Source organism: Bradyrhizobium altum (assembly GCF_020889705.1).
Classification (GTDB): domain Bacteria; phylum Pseudomonadota; class Alphaproteobacteria; order Rhizobiales; family Xanthobacteraceae; genus Bradyrhizobium; species Bradyrhizobium altum.
The window spans coordinates 18483-33331 of record NZ_JACMYP010000071.1 but is presented as its reverse complement, the minus strand read 5'-3'; the positions used below and the strand labels follow the sequence as shown (position 1 = coordinate 33331).

Here is a 14849-nt window from a genome sequence, read left to right as displayed (position 1 = left end):
GCCAAGATCAACGGCGTCAGCGCGCCGATGGTGATCGACACCGGCGCGACCTCGGTCGTGCTGACCTGGGAAACCGCCAAGGCGATCGGGCTGCCGACCGACATGCTCGAATACAATGTCGACCTGGAGACCGCCGGCGGTCACACCAAGGCGGCGCGGTTGACGCTCGATCGTCTCGCGGTCGGCAAGCTGGTCGAGAAATCGGTGCCTGCGCTGGTCGTGCAACGCGGACAGATGAAGACCAACCTGCTCGGCATGAGCTTCCTCGACCGGCTCGAAAGCTGGGGGGTCCGTTCCGATACGCTGAGCCTCACCGGATACCCCGACGTCACCGGCAGCATCAACACCTCGGCCCGTCACCGCCGCCCGCGCACGGTTGTCGACTAGGCTGCGCCAGCGATCAACGCAACGAAGGCCAGGAGCGACTTGATGCCGTCTCCGCTGCATGCACGTGGCAGTCTGAGCGCGCACCCACAAAGCCTGATTGCCACTCGATGTCCGATGTGTACGCGATGCGGATCAACTTACGCAGCGACCAACCGTATGAACGACCTGCAGTCGCACTGTCGAAAAACGCAGATTGTACGGCGCACGAAACGTGGCTTTACTGAGCCTTACTTTCTGTTTCAGCGCGTCGGCACGCTACGTGTTTGAGAACAGCGCGGTCAGAGCCCAGAACTTCCAATCTCGCATGCCGGACGGCAAGGAAATTTCCGAGATCAATTGAAAAATAGCATCAAGCAGCTGTTTGGCCAGATGGGGCAACCATGAACGTTCGATCCGGTTTTCTGGACTCCATTGGCAATACGCCATTGATCCGGCTGCGCGCAGCATCGGAGATCACGGGCTGCAACATCTACGGCAAGGCCGAATTTCTTAATCCGGGCGGCTCGATCAAGGATCGTGCAGCCCTCGCCATCATCAACGACGCCGAACAGCGCGGCCGGCTCAAGCCGGGCGGCGTCATCGTGGAAGGCACAGCCGGCAACGTCGGCATCGGCATTGCGCTCGTGGCCAATGCGCGCGGTTATCGATCCGTGATCGTGATGCCCAATACGCAAAGCCAGGAGAAGAAGGATATGCTGCGGCTCTGCGGCGCCGATCTGCGCCTGATGCCCGGCGTGCCGTCTTCCCACCCGGACCACTATGCCCGCTATTCCGGTCGCCTCGCCGAGGAACTGGGCGCGTTCTGGGCAAATCAGTTCGACAACGTCGCCAACCGCGACGGCCACTATCGCACGACCGGCCCCGAGATCTGGCAACAGACGGATGGAAAGGTCGATGGCTTCACCTGTGCCGTCGGCAGCGGCGGGACGTTGGGTGGCATTGCGCTCGCCCTCAAGGAGCGAAATCCCGACGTGAAGATTGCGCTCAGCGATCCAATGGGTGCCGCCCTCTACAACTGGTTCACAAAGGGCGAACTGACGACGGAAGGTGAGTCGATCACGGAAGGCATCGGCCAGGTCCGTGTGACGAAGAACCTCGAAGGCGCGCCGATCGACATGGCCTACCAGATCACCGATGAGGAGGCGCTACCCGTCTTGTTCGATCTGGTCGCGCATGAGGGGTTGGTGCTGGGTGGTTCGAGCGCGATCAACGTCGTGGGAGCGATGCGGCTTGCACGCGACCTTGGTCCAGGCAAGACCATCGTCACCATCCTTGCGGACGGTGGCCAGCGCTACCAGTCCAAACTCTTCAATCCGGACTTCCTGCGCAAGAAGAATCTCCCAATCCCGCCCTGGATGACGTGAACCGGGAGCGAATCTGGCGCAAGCGCTCCGCAAGCGTCACCAACCCGCCGCTAGCGGTCGTCGTCGTGGATCGACGACGGATGCCGGCATAGCGGCGTGACCTGTATCTCCATGAACGGAAACAGCGGCAGGCCAGACAGGATGTCGTGCAGTTCCTGCGCGCCCGACACGTCGAAGATGCTGACATTGGCGTAGCGTCCGGCCACCCGCCACAGATGACGCCAGGCCCCCGTGCGCTGCAGCTCCATGGCACGGGCACGTTCGGCCTGCTTCAGCGCATCGACCTTTTCGGCCGGGAGATCGTGCGGAATCCGCACGTCCATTTCGACGTGAAATAGCATGATGATCAACTCTCTCTGCAAGCGATGAGGCGGTAGCGCGAAAACGGACCCGAGCCGCCGCGCGACCGCGGCGGCTCCATCGATCTGTCTACCAGATCGTCAGCCCTGTCGTCAGCCTTGTCGTCAGCCCTGCACCAAACCGCGGCTGACAAGGTTGATGTCATCGGGATTGACGAGGTCCTTCGCCGTCCAACCGGAGACGTCGTAGTCGCTCATGCAGTTGCGCACGAAATCCTGCATGGCGCCGAGGTCGCCGGTCGCGCTCGCGGCCATCAGCGTCTCGACGCGAAGGTTTTCGTAGTTGCCTGCATAGTTGCGCTCGTAGAGCTCGTGCCGGCCACCGAACTCGGAGCCGACCGCGTCCCAGAGCAATTTGAGCAGCTTGATCCGGTCGATCGCGGCATAACCGTTGGAGCCGCGCACGAAGCGGTCAAGATAGGGCCGGATCGCCTCGCTCTCGAGGTCGGCCGAGCTCGACGGCAGATAGATCAGGCCGCTTGCGACGTGGCGCTCGATCAGCTCCTTGATCCGCGGATAGGCCATCGGGGCGAACACGCGATAGGCCAGCCCGTAGTTCAGGTTGGGCAGATTGTAGCCCTCGGTCCCCTGCCAGGCGATCGGCGATTTCACCATCGCATCCGAAATGCCGTGGAACAGATTGCGCCAGGCGATCACCTCGCCTACCGCCGTCTGCACGCCGCGGAAATCCTTCGACCCGGTCGCCTCCACCGCCATCGAGAACAGGCCGGCAATGAAGTCGAGCTTGACCGCCAGCCGCGTCACGCCATGCAGCGTGAAGCGCGGGATGAAGCCCGACGCCGGAAAGAACTGGTTGATCTTGTCGACGTCGCCATAGATGAAGACGTTCTCCCAGGGCACCAGCACCTTGTCGAAAACGAGGATCGAGTCGTTTTCATCGAAGCGGCTCGACAGCGGATAGTCGAACGGCGAGCCGGTCGCGGCCGCCGTGAATTCGTAGGACGAGCGGGCGATCAGCTTGACGCCCTTGGCATCCATCGGCGCCGTGAAGATCAGCGCGAACGACTTGTCCTTGATCGGGATGCCGTAGTGGGCGATGAAGTTGTAATGCGTCAGCGCCGAGCCGGTCGCAACCACTTTCGCGCCCGAGACGATCAGGCCGGCATCGGTCTCCTTCTCGACATGCATGAAGACGTCGCGCACGTCCTCGATGGCGCGGTCGCGATCGATCGGCGGATTGACGATGGCGTGATTCCAGAAATCGAGCCGCTCCTGGGTCCGGGCATACCACCTCTTCGCATTGCCTGCGTACTCGCCATAGAAGCCCGAATTCGCGCCCAGGGTTCCGAGGAACGCCGCCTTGTAGTCCGGCGAGCGGCCCATCCAGCCGTACGCAACCTTCTGCAGTTCGGCGATCGCGTCGCGGCCCCTGATCAGGTCGTCGGCCGTTCGCGAGCCCAGGAAGAACGGATGGGTCAGCTGGCCGGAGCCGGTGTCGGTCAGGACGCCGATCTGATCCTTCTTCTCGTGGAAGCGGTCGTACCAGCGGGCCACCATCCGCGCCGAATTGCGGAAGGCCGGATGCTGGGTGACGTTCTTGACGCGCTCGCCGTAGATGTAGATTTCCCGGCCGTCCTGGATGCTGTCCAGGAATTCCGCGCCGGTATAGACGCTGGTGGTTGACGCAGGCACATCGGCCCGCAGGGCAGCTGCTGTAGTCATCGGTTTCTCCTCCGCTTGTGTCGTTGGACCGGCGGGCGTTGCCACACCGGCCCGGACCATCCCGTCACGCTCTTGGTCGGCGTGACATCGGAGGAAAAGCTACGCGCTCACCCGGAGCGGGCGAAAGGTATCACACCATACCGCGCGAACCGCCGCGGCTCGGGCTATGACTCAGGTGGCACGGACCGGACGGCAATGATCGTCCGGCCGACGCAACGCCGCAGCTGACGCAGCACGGCAAGGGAGCGAACCATGGGCAACGGTTTTGACAGCGCTGCTGTCGCTTTCCATCGCGATGGAGAATTGGCCCTCGACGCCTGCGTCGTGACCATCGGCGCGTTCGACGGCGTTCATCGCGGCCACCAGGAACTGCTCCGGCAGACCATTGCGGCAGCGCAGCGCCGCGGCGTTCCTGCCGTGGTCTATACCTTCGATCCGCCGCCAAAGGTGTATTTCGGCCAGGCCGAGGCGCTGATCTCGCTGCGCGAAAAGCTCGAACGCATCGCAACATTCGCACCTGATCATGTCATCGTCGCCGATTTCAACCAGATCTACGTCCGGCGCACTGCGGCCGATTTCCTCGCCGAGTTGCAGCGTCTGCAACCGCGTGAAGTGATCGTCGGCGAGGACTTCCGCTTCGGGTCGTGCAAGGGCGGCACCGCGCAGCTGCTGCGGCAACACTTCGACACGCGCATCCTGCCGCCGGTGCGCTGCGGCAATGGCGAGATCGTCTCCAGCAGCCGGATCCGCTCGCTTCGGCGATCCGGCCTTGCACCCGCCGCGGCGGCGCTGGAAAACTGGCGGGACATCGTGACCGCGTCACCTGCCAATCGATCCGGCCTGGCCCAACTCGAGGTCATCAGCCCATGACCGCCATCGATCCGCGCGAGCTACGCAATGCCTGCGGCCAATTCGGCACCGGCGTCACCATCATCACCACGCATTGCGAGGGACGCGACCATGGCATGACGGCCAATGCCTTCATGTCGGTCTCGCTCGATCCGCCGCTGGTCGCGATCTCGATCGCGAAAAGCGCGAAGATGCTTCGCAACATCCAGAACACCGGCCGCTTCGCGGTCAGCATTCTGGCCGAGGGAATGGAGGATCTTGCCTGGCATTTCGCAGGCAAGCCCAAACTCGATCTCTGCGACGTCTTCGAACGCCGCAACGAGCTGCCCGTCATCGCCAACGCGGCGGCGTATTTCGTGACCGATCTTGCCGATGAGATCGTCGCGGGCGACCACACCATCTTCCTTGGCCATGTCCGCGAGATGTCGCTGGAGCCCGGCAAGAAGCCGCTGCTGTTCTGCCGCGGCCGCTTCGGCGGCCTTGCCGACCCGCACCCCGCGCCCGCGACGCTGGAGAATGCTGCTTACGAATTTGTCTGGTGAGACCGCCAGAAGATATTCCCGAAAACGGGGATGCAAGTTTGATCCAAACTGCAAGAAAAGGAGGAAACGACCATGCTGAACGTCAACAAGGACACCATCACCGACCACGTGATCGCCGCGCTCTCGAAGGACATTCCGGATCGCAACCGTCAGATCATGACGAGCCTGATCCGCCACATGCACGCCTTCTGCAAGGAGGTCGACCTGACCTTCGCCGAGTGGTTCGCCGCCTGCGAATTCCTGCGCCGCGCCGGCGACATCTCGGACGAGAAACGCAACGAGTTCATCCTGATCGCGGATATTCTCGGCGTGGAGGTGCTGGTCGACATGCTCGACCACCGGGTCACCGATGGCGAGAGCGAGTCCACCGTGCTCGGGCCGTTCTACCGGGAGAACCCGCCGGTGCTGCCCAAGGGCGCTTCCATCATCAAGAAGACGTTCGACAACGCGCAGACCGTCAAGGTCAGCGGGCGCATCAGCGACACCACGGGGCGGCCGATCGAGGGCGTCACCATCGACGTCTGGGAGGACGCGCCGAACGGGCTCTATGACCTGCAAGATCCTGAGCAGCCGGCCTATAATCTGCGCGGACGGTTCACCACCGACGCCAACGGCGAATACGCCTTCGTGGCGCTCCGTCCCGAGCCCTACCCGATCCCTTATGACGGCGCCGGCGGCGAGCTCCTGAAATACATGGGCCACCATCCCTGGCGTCCGGGCCACATCCACTTCATGCTCTCGAAGGACGGCTATCAATCGCTGATCTCGCAGATCTACGATTCCGAGACCAAGTATCTCGACAACGACTCGGTGTTCGCCGTGAAGCCGAGCCTGATCGGCAAGTTCGCCAAGGCGCCGGCCGGCGCCGCCACCGATCTCGTTCTCGATTTCGACTTCAAGCTCAAGAAGGCGGCGGTCGAGCGCCTCGTCGCGGCCGAATGATACGAACCACGCCCTGCCAGGCCCGGAAAGCCTGGCAGGGTTCACTTTGAACTGACTTGCGAGGACATATGAGCCGTGCCGTGATCGAAATCGCCGAGCCCGTGGAGCAAGTGCGGAGCCTCGCAAAGGACACTGCGATCCGCAGTATCCGCGCCACCATCGTTGAGGCGCCGACCCGCCGACGGCACAAGCTTTCGAACACGGAAGTCACGCATCAGGGCTACGTTCTGGTGCGCGTGCTGCTCGACAACGGCGTGACCGGTATCGGCGAAGCCTCGACGCTTGGCGGGCCGCGCTGGGCCGAGGAGAGCGTGGAATCGATCAAGGCTGCGGTCACGAACTACCTGGCGCCGGTGCTGCTCGGGCAGCCTGCCCTCGCCTTCGAAGCCAATGCCTTGCGCATGAGCAAGGCCGCGACCCGCAATTTCGCAGCCAAGGGCGCGATCGAATCCGCCCTGCTCGACGCCGCCGGCAAGACGCTCGGCCTCCCCGCCAGCGCGCTGCTCGGGGGTGCGGTTCGCCAGCGCATGGAAGTGATCTGGGCGCTGGCCTCCGGCGACAGCGGACAGGAGCTGGATGAAGCAAAGGAGAAGCTGCGCCGCCGCGAACACCGCCAGTTCAAGATCAAGTTCGGCTTCAACCGCCCACCGGCCGATCTGAAGCGCTTGCAGACGCTGCGCGCCGGCCTCGGCGACGAGGTGCGCCTGATCGTCGATGTCAACCAGGGCTGGACCGAAGCCGAATGCATCCGCTTCATGCCCGCGCTGGAGGAACTGGACGTCGCTCTGGTCGAGCAGCCGGTGTCGGCGCTGCAGCTGGAAACCATGGCGCGTGTCGCGGCGCGCACCTCCATCCCGTTGCTTATCGACGAAGCGGCCTTCACCAAGGAGGAGATCGCCCGCGTCGCCACGATGGGGTGCGGCAGCGTCTATTCGCTGAAGCTCGTGAAGAGCGGCGGCCTGTTCGAGATGAAGCGAGCCGCCGCGGTCGCGAGCGCCCACGGCCTCGAGCTCTACGGCGGCTGCCTTCTGGAGAGCAGCATCGGAGCGGCCGCGCATCTTGCCGCATTCGCCACCCTGCCCAGGCTCGAATGGGGAAGCGAGCATTTTGGTCCGCGGATCCTCGTGGAAGACCTAGTCGTCAACCCGATCAGATTCGACGCGTTCGAGATCTGCGTGCCCGATGGCCCGGGCCTCGGCGTCGAGGTCGACGAGGACAAGATCCGTGCCTTCGCCCGGAAGGACTAGCGAGATGGTGTCGTCGTCCCCGCGGACAATTGACAATCCAGGGATGCCCGCACAGTCTTCCCGCCGGAACGACCGTCTCGATCATGCGCCGATGACCACGCGATATCAAACCCGGCAGGCCTTTCCCGCAGCTTCCGCGGAAGCGCGCGGACAAACGTTCGGCTGACCGTGACCGATCGCGACGACGTCATGGATCTGAGGCGACTGGTCTACTTCGTCGCCGTCGCCGAGGAATTGCATTTCGGCCGCGCCGCATCACGGCTCGCGATCGCCCAGCCGCCGCTCAGCCGGCAGATTGCGCAGCTGGAGAGCGATCTCGGCGTCGTGCTCTTTGACCGGAGCCGAAGCCAGATCCGGCTGACCCAGGCCGGCAGCGTTCTGCTGGAACGTGCACGCGATGTGCTGGAGCGGCTCGATCGGACGCACCGCGAGATCAAGCGGATCGGCGAAGGCTTTTCGGGACACCTGCGTGTCGCCTTCGTCGGATCGGCGACCTATGGCGTGCTGCCCAACGTGATCAAGGCGTTTCGCTCGGCCTATCCCGACGTCGAGCTCGCTCTGTCGGCGATGAACAATGCCGAGCAGAAGCGCGCGGTGATCCAGCGCGAGATTGATATCGCCGTCGCCCGCCCCTCGCTTGACGACGAGGAATTGAAGTCGGAGCCGCTGCTGCAGGAGCCACTGATCCTGGCGCTGTCCGACACCTCGCCGCTGCTCGAACAGCAGGTCACGCAGCTGGCGGCGCTCAAGGCCGAGACGTTCGTCCTCTACCCGCGCAAGCCGCGCCCGAGCTTCGCCGACCACATCCTCAATATCTGCCTCGAAGAGGGCTTCATTCCGAAATCGCAGGTACTGGCCCAGGACTATCAGACTGCGATCAGCCTGGTGTCGGTTGGCGTCGGCATCGCGCTGGTGCCGCAATCCGTCTCACAGGCGGAACGCCCCGGCGTCGCCTATCGCGCCTATGAGGGACACAATCCCGGCACCGCGCTGTCGCTGAACTACCGGCGCGACAACCGGATGCCGCACCTCTTCAACTTCCTGAAAATCGCACACGACGTCGTGCGGCGTCAGCGCAAGCAATAACCTCAGGCCGCGACCGCCGCAGGCGCGCGGTCGTCGACGCGTGCGATCGCCTCGCGCAGCACGTCGGTCCCGGCACCCGGCCGAACGCCGTTCTCCGCGAGATGCCTGCGGAAGGCGCGCGCGCCTGGCACGCCGTGGAAAGCGCCGACGAAGTGGCGCGTGATCGAATGCATCCGCGTGCCCTCGGCCAGCTGCCGCTCGATATACGGCAGCATCTCCGCGAAGACGTCCTTCATCGTGGCATGCGGTGGCGTTTCACCGAACAGCTCGGAATCGACTGTCAGCAGCCGCCACGGCTCCTGATAGGCCGCCCGTCCGAGCATCACGCCATCGACATGCGCCAGATGCTGTTTCGCTTCGGCGATACTCGTGATCCCGCCGTTGATGATGATGGGCACGTCCGGCAGCGCTGCCTTGAGGCGATAAACGCGATCGTAGTCGAGTGGCGGAATGTCGCGGTTCTCCTTCGGCGACAATCCGTTGAGCCAGGCCTTGCGCGCATGCACGACGAGCGCGTCCGCGCCCGCGGCAATCACGCCGCGCGCCAGCGTATCGAGCGCGACTTCCGGATCCTGGTCGTCGATGCCGATCCGGCACTTCACCGTGACAGGAACCTTCACTGCGCGCTTCATCGCCGCAACGCCCTCGGCGACCAGCGCGGGCTCCGCCATCAGGCAGGCGCCGAAACGGCCGTCCTTCACCCGATCGGACGGACAGCCGACATTGAGATTGATCTCGTCATAGCCAAAGTCCTCGCCGATCTGCGCGGCGGTCGCGAGATCATGCGGGTTGGAACCGCCGAGCTGCAGCGCCACCGGATGCTCGCTGGCATCGAAGCCGAGCAGCCGCGCCCGGTCGCCGTGGATGATGGCGCCGGTCGTCAGCATCTCCGTGTAGAGCCGCGCCCGCCGCGACATCAGACGATGGAAGACCCGGCAATGCCGATCAGTCCAGTCCATCATGGGCGCCACGGAGAAGAGATAGCCTTGATATTCCAATTACTTACCCTATCATCTCAACGGACTAGAACGGGAACATGTGCACACGTGTGCACTCGAAACTAGCCAAAATTGCACACGCTTGTACCGCATTTGATCTCGCGGTGCACACGTAGCGCACACGAAATGTTGGTGGAGTGCACACGTAATGCCGACCTTTACGAAGCTCGCGTCGGGAAGCTGGCGCGTTCAGGTCAGGAGAAAGAACGAGTACGTCGCGAACACATTTGTCCGGCGACGTGACGCCGAAGAGTGGGCAATTGATGTGGAGCGCTCAATCGATCGCGGCACTCCGATCCGACGCTCCCGCCCTTTCGAGCAGCCTCGTATCTTTGCCGATTTGATTACATTGCATCTCGACGATCTGGCTCAAGTCGGCAAGCCAGTTCGACGGTCGAAGTCTATGGTGCTTAAGGCGCTCAAGACTTCCCTTGGGCGCGTCAATCTCAAGGATTTAACTCGCCGCCGCTCACTAAATTCGTGCGCAAGGAGCTTTCATTCCAGCGGGCCGGCAAGATGAACACACTTCGGTTTCGGCTCCCTGTTGCTGCCGACGTCACAAACCGTTAGCGGAATTCGCGCAGGAGTGGCTCATAACGGCTCGGCCAATGCCGCTCCAAAGATTGCTTTCTGGTACTCGGCAAGCAACGCAGGCTCCTCAATCGATCCATGGTGATGTAGTTGACGCCAGATACCGCCTCGCCGCGTGAACCATCGCGTCGTGCGGAATCGAAGATCCATCTTCACGTCAGGCGTTGTGCACGTGCCCTTTTCGCGACCCACGAATAGATGCCAATCCTCGCCGCCTTGGCTGGTAAAATCATGGAAGGTTACCTGGACCGTCGCCGATCCACCGAACAACTTCAGATAGCCTTCGCTAATGGACTGCCAACCACGTCGGATACCACCTATCGGATTGTCCATGCTGGGCGCGTCTCCTTCCTCCCAGTTGGCCGCAAGTCCATCGAGATCACGCGTATTGAACGCTTTGTAAAAGTCGATCAGTGCATCGATCGCGCATCCATCGCCGCTGCGCGCCTCGCCTCCGGTAATCTCTGTCAGTTTTGCGATCATGATATTCCTCCCGATTGCTAATCTTGATGCGTCTTCGTGCGGCGCTGAGCGAGTTCAAAGTTTCGGCATGCTCGCTCCTTCGAGACTTGCGCGGCGGCGCAAGCTATTCTCCTTCACCGAGAGTTTGCGTGAAGCGTTTGCCGTAAGGATAGAAAATGTCCTTGCGGCGTTGCTGCCACGCAGCCTTCAGCTCCGGCGTGGCGATATCCCAGTCGGGCCGGCATTTCCTGGTGACGGCACGCAGGTCCTGACGGAGTTCCTCCATCGTCGGCCGACCGAAGAACCAGTAACCGTTGTAGATCTTGTGGATGACGAGATCAGGCTCGAGCACGACCACATGAGGAATCATGGGATCGTGCACGGGATCGGTGTCGGCATCCGCCAGCGTGGCATCATTCTCGGGCTGGAGTTCGATCATCCCGAGGAGCGGTCGCGGTCTCCCGCGCGCCGTACGAGAACGGAGTGTGGGCGATCTTCTCGTCGCTCGACAAGCGCGAAACCGGCGACCCCATGGAGATCGCCCACAGCCTCAAGAACCCGATCACGCGCCAACTCGTGGCCCGCACCCCGCGCATCTGGACCGGATCGACGCTAGAATAGCGGAATCGAGATCAGCTTGATCGTTCAATGGTTTCAGGGCGCATTTGGAAACAAAGGCTGAAACTACCCTCTGAGGATATCAATAGCTTAGCTGCCGTTTCCAATTGAGGAAGCGCCGGGGCGACCGGTCGCTCATTTCCTGCAAGAGCGTGCCTTGGACGTCACGTCACAGCTGCACCCGCCGCCCTTGCCGTTTTCGCATAGCGCCACAGGATGGATTCTGCCAAAATCGCCGAAGGAAAAACGTGCCTTGTTCGGCCTGCACTCGTTCGCGCGGCGGTCATCAAGGCGGCTTGTCAGACCGGAATTGAGTCGCAGACTCCCAAAAATGGAGCGCATCATGAGAACGTGCCGATATCTCGTGTTTCTGTTTTCTGTTGTCCTCGCTGGCGCGCCTCTGCCCAAGGAAGGATTCGGGTCTTTTGCGAGAGCCGCCGGGGAGTCACCCAAGGATGAGCTCGCAGCCCAGATTCGCAGTCAGGGAGTTACCTGCGACACCCCCCAGAGGGCTGTGCGTGACGCAAAGCACTCGAGGCCGGACTACGAGATCTGGATTCTCACATGCCGGAATGCGACCTACAGGATCGGCCGTTATCCCGATCTTGCAGCGAAGATCGAGCGGCTTCGATAGTGCGTTCAACGCCTTGGGACCAAGACTGAGATTGCTTTTTGCCCGCCACGACAATGAAGATGGGGCCATAGCTTCGGCGTGGCACACAAGCCCACTCGGGTATGGCGGACTGGAAAGCGGAGCGGTCGATAGTTCTGTCAGCAGCAAGCCTCTGCTGATCAGTGCACAGAATGCCGATACATCAGCCCATAAGCTGCTACCGGAACACCTGGCTCACCAACCTTATACCATTGCTCTGCAACGTGGCGACCAGGCCCTTCGGGTGGCCGTCAACAAAGGTCGCTCACAACTTTACAGCGTCTCCCAAATCCTCGACATCCATCTGAAATGGATCGATGGAATAGGTCCACGTTCCGACCTTCTGCGTGCGGCAGCCTGTATTCGTTGGCACCTTTTCCGAATAGCAAATGACTCACATTTGCTCAGCTGTTTTCGGCGATGGCTGCGATATCGCGCGACAAAACCGCGCGTTGGAAAGATGACGCGTCAATTTAGCCGAAATTGCATAGTCGGTGGCGCGGTCCGTCGCCTAACCTTCGACTAGAGACGAGGCGCAGATCGTCCTGGCAATGAATCTGGCGCAGCCCACGCCACGGAAGCCGGGCGACGCCGAATTCGTCTTCGTGCAGACCACGGAAGGCCTGACCTTCGACAGGACGACGCGGCGCAACTAACGGCGCGCCTACTGGCGATACTGAAGGCAGCGGGAAGGCAGCGTCGCTCTGGTCCCGGAACGAACTATCATCGCCATGCCCCGCGGGCGAGCAACTTGGAGACCTCAGATGAACTTTACTCGACGCAGTGTAACGACCGGCGGATTGAGTCTCTTGGCCGGTGCGGCGCTTGGCGGCGCCGCACGTGCGGATTGGAGCGACATTGCCGGCCTCGGCGAGGGGCTGGATGACTTCTGGTTGGCAACCGACGCCTACGTCTACGGCTATCCGCTGGTGACGATGGAGATGACACGCCGTATCATGACCAACGTCGCCGCCCCGGAAGGCAACCGCGGGCCCATGGGGCAATTTATCAGGGCGCGCGAGTATCCAAATGCGTCCTTCCGTGATGTGACCGCTCCCAATGCCGACACGCTGTATACGACGGCGTGGATCGACGTCGAGAAGGAACCATGGGTCCTCAGCATTCCCAACATGAAGGGTCGTTACTTCCTGTTGCCGATGCTCGATGGCTGGACCAATGTGTTTCAAGTGCCGGGCAAACGCACGACCGGAACGGACGCGCAGACCTATGCGATCACCGGACCGGGATGGTCGGGCACGCTTCCCGCTGGCGTAAAGGAATACAAGTCCCCAACAAGCATGGTTTGGGTTCTCGGTCGGATCTATTGCACGGGAACACCGGAAGATTATGCAGCCGTGCACGCGCAGCAGGATCAGTTCAAACTCGTCCCGCTTAGTGCCTACGGCAAGACCTACACGGCGCCCGCCGGCAAGGTTGATCCCACAATCGACATGAAGACCGCCGTGCGCGAGCAGGTGAACCGCATGGATGCGGTGGCCTATTTCACGCTGCTCGCGCAGCTCATGAAGGCCAATCCGCCGGCCGCGGCCGACGCGCCGGCGCTCGCCAGGTTCGCCAAGATCGGGCTTGTACCCGGCAAGGATTTCGATGCAAGCAAGCTTAAGGCCGACTTCGCAAAGCGCATCCCGCAAGTCGCTTTCGACCGCATTATGCTTCAATTCAAGATCAACAAGGACGTGCAGCACATCAACGGCTGGAACTTCACCACCAAGACCGGCCTTTACGGCACGGATTATCTGATGCGGGCGCTTATTACCGCCATCGGGCTTGGTGCCAACCGGCCGCAGGATGCGGTTTATCCGACCTCGCTCAAGGACGCCCGCGACGACGCCTATGACGGAGCCAACAAATACGTCATCCATTTCGACAAGGGGCACACCCCGCCGGCCGATGGCTTCTGGTCGATCACGATGTACGACGCCGGGTATTTCTTCGTGGCCAATCCCATCAATCGCTATTCGATCAGCCCGCGGCAGAATCTGAAATCGAATCCGGACGGGTCGATCGACCTCTATATCCAGAAAGACTCGCCGGGCGCGGACAAGGAATCGAACTGGCTGCCCGCGCCAGCCGGCAAGTTCATCCTCATGCTGCGGATGTACTGGCCAAGCGAAAACGCCCCATCGATCCTCGACGGGACGTGGACAATCCCTGAAGTGAAGAAGGTCGGCGCGTAAGCGCCGAACGGCGATGGCGGCGGTTGGTTCCTGACAGGAGCGTTCGCATTTGGAGCGGAGAACAGCGATGATCAAGCACGACGTCACAAAGACAAACATCGCGATCGAGCGACTGTTGGAGACGACGACGACTCCGCGGCATCGATTCCTCCTGATGGCTTACCACCGCCATCGATATCTGGAAATCGCCGGGCGCTACGAGGAGATATTCGCTCCCGAGATGATGTCCGAAAACCCCGCCTATCACGTCCACGCAGGCGGAAACCATGTGAAGCTGGTTGGACAGGACGCCGTCAAGAACCTCTACCGAACGTGGGCGGACACCAACCAGTCGATCTTCTATACAGAGAACGAGCAGATCGCGGTCGCGGACAACTTTGTTGCCTCCACCTCGATCTTCTCCCAACAGGTTTCTGGATCGGCCCTGGCGCTGAACAAAGCAACTTCTTACCTTCCGGGCTTTCTCGCTGAAGCGGTGGTCAAGCGGGTACTCGCCCGAAAGGCAGTCGAGCCCGATGAGAATTCGATGTATCTTTACTCGAACTTCCTGGAGATGATTTGGCCATATGACGACCGAGGCCGGCTTATCGGCGAAGACGTGTGGGAACCTGATCCGGACAAGGCGGATATCGTCAAGCTCGATCCGGCCGATGTTGTTACAACGACACAGGCAGAGCAGAGGCTCAGGCCGCTGATCAAGCCGCTGCCAACGTTCGACGAGATGGTGCTGCGCGCGAAGTCCGTGTCGGGCGCAGGCTAACAACGCGAACGACGGTTTGGCCGATCAAAACTCACGGTGAGCCCGCATGCATGTATCGACCGCGGGCTTGCCGGATTCGGGACGCAACTTCGCATCCGCTAAGCGGCTCGA

General features: G+C 61.8%; 15 protein-coding genes and 1 pseudogene. 11 read left to right on the top strand and 5 right to left on the bottom strand.

Annotated features, from left to right (window positions below; genetic code table 11):
- Positions 1-387: TIGR02281 family clan AA aspartic protease (locus H8B02_RS19115; protein WP_229167649.1), on the top strand; the 387-nt coding region annotated here is incomplete at its 5' end.
- A gap of 380 nt (positions 388-767) precedes the next feature.
- Positions 768-1751 carry a cysteine synthase A gene (locus tag H8B02_RS19110; protein ID WP_229167648.1) on the top strand — a complete coding sequence of 328 codons (984 nt, stop codon included), beginning with the start codon at positions 768-770 and terminating at the stop codon, positions 1749-1751.
- Positions 1752-1801: 50 nt separating this feature from the next.
- Here H8B02_RS19110 and catC read toward each other — a convergent pair whose 3' ends face one another.
- Positions 1802-2092 carry a muconolactone Delta-isomerase gene (gene catC / locus H8B02_RS19105; RefSeq protein ID WP_229167647.1) on the bottom strand — a complete coding sequence of 97 codons (291 nt, stop codon included), beginning with the start codon at positions 2090-2092 and terminating at the stop codon, positions 1802-1804.
- A gap of 123 nt (positions 2093-2215) precedes the next feature.
- Positions 2216-3793 (bottom strand): 4-hydroxyphenylacetate 3-hydroxylase N-terminal domain-containing protein, encoded by a 1578-nt coding sequence (locus H8B02_RS19100; RefSeq protein WP_229167646.1) that lies wholly within the window; start codon positions 3791-3793, stop codon positions 2216-2218.
- 324 nt (positions 3794-4117) lie between these two features.
- Here H8B02_RS19100 and H8B02_RS19095 point away from each other — a divergent pair, with 324 nt between their 5' ends.
- The 5 genes from H8B02_RS19095 (at position 4118) to H8B02_RS19075 (ending at position 8459) form a co-directional block, all read left to right on the top strand.
- A complete protein-coding gene (locus H8B02_RS19095; protein WP_229167645.1) occupies positions 4118-4663 on the top strand; it encodes a nucleotidyl transferase family protein in 546 nt (181 codons plus the stop codon).
- Positions 4660-5184 carry a flavin reductase family protein gene (locus H8B02_RS19090; protein WP_229167644.1) on the top strand — a complete coding sequence of 175 codons (525 nt, stop codon included), beginning with the start codon at positions 4660-4662 and terminating at the stop codon, positions 5182-5184. The genes H8B02_RS19095 and H8B02_RS19090 overlap by 4 nt, the downstream gene beginning before the upstream one ends.
- A 72-nt stretch (positions 5185-5256) precedes the next feature.
- Entirely contained in the window at positions 5257-6126 is an 870-nt protein-coding gene (locus H8B02_RS19085) for an intradiol ring-cleavage dioxygenase (RefSeq protein ID WP_229167643.1), read from the top strand.
- An 80-nt stretch (positions 6127-6206) separates the two neighbouring features.
- Positions 6207-7373 (top strand): muconate/chloromuconate family cycloisomerase, encoded by a 1167-nt coding sequence (locus H8B02_RS19080; protein ID WP_229167642.1) that lies wholly within the window; start codon positions 6207-6209, stop codon positions 7371-7373.
- 189 nt (positions 7374-7562) lie between these two features.
- Positions 7563-8459 (top strand): LysR family transcriptional regulator, encoded by an 897-nt coding sequence (locus H8B02_RS19075; RefSeq protein ID WP_229167641.1) that lies wholly within the window; start codon positions 7563-7565, stop codon positions 8457-8459.
- A 2-nt stretch (positions 8460-8461) separates the two neighbouring features.
- Here the strand turns inward: H8B02_RS19075 and dusA are convergent, their stop codons facing one another.
- Positions 8462-9457, bottom strand: coding sequence for a tRNA dihydrouridine(20/20a) synthase DusA (gene dusA / locus H8B02_RS19070; protein ID WP_283842211.1), 996 nt, complete (start codon positions 9455-9457; stop codon positions 8462-8464).
- A gap of 148 nt (positions 9458-9605) precedes the next feature.
- Here dusA and H8B02_RS19065 point away from each other — a divergent pair, with 148 nt between their 5' ends.
- Positions 9606-9977, top strand: coding sequence for a hypothetical protein (locus H8B02_RS19065; RefSeq protein ID WP_229167640.1), 372 nt, complete (start codon positions 9606-9608; stop codon positions 9975-9977).
- A 71-nt stretch (positions 9978-10048) separates the two neighbouring features.
- Here H8B02_RS19065 and H8B02_RS19060 read toward each other — a convergent pair whose 3' ends face one another.
- Positions 10049-10531: a YybH family protein gene (locus H8B02_RS19060; RefSeq protein WP_229167639.1), complete on the bottom strand. Its 483-nt coding sequence runs from the start codon at positions 10529-10531 to the stop codon at positions 10049-10051.
- Positions 10532-10634: 103 nt separating this feature from the next.
- A pseudogene (locus tag H8B02_RS19055) lies at positions 10635-10901 on the bottom strand (HMG-box domain-containing protein); the annotation flags it as partial.
- A 92-nt stretch (positions 10902-10993) separates the two neighbouring features.
- Here H8B02_RS19055 and H8B02_RS19050 point away from each other — a divergent pair.
- The 3 genes from H8B02_RS19050 to H8B02_RS19040 all read left to right on the top strand — a co-directional run bounded on the left by H8B02_RS19050 (position 10994) and on the right by H8B02_RS19040 (position 14738).
- Positions 10994-11131, top strand: coding sequence for a hypothetical protein (locus tag H8B02_RS19050; protein ID WP_229167638.1), 138 nt, complete (start codon positions 10994-10996; stop codon positions 11129-11131).
- Positions 11132-12544: 1413 nt separating this feature from the next.
- Positions 12545-13978, top strand: a complete 1434-nt coding sequence (locus tag H8B02_RS19045) for a DUF1254 domain-containing protein (protein WP_229167651.1) — start codon at positions 12545-12547, stop codon at positions 13976-13978.
- A 67-nt stretch (positions 13979-14045) separates the two neighbouring features.
- Positions 14046-14738, top strand: coding sequence for a hypothetical protein (locus H8B02_RS19040; protein WP_229167637.1), 693 nt, complete (start codon positions 14046-14048; stop codon positions 14736-14738).
- Positions 14739-14849 lie beyond the last annotated feature (111 nt).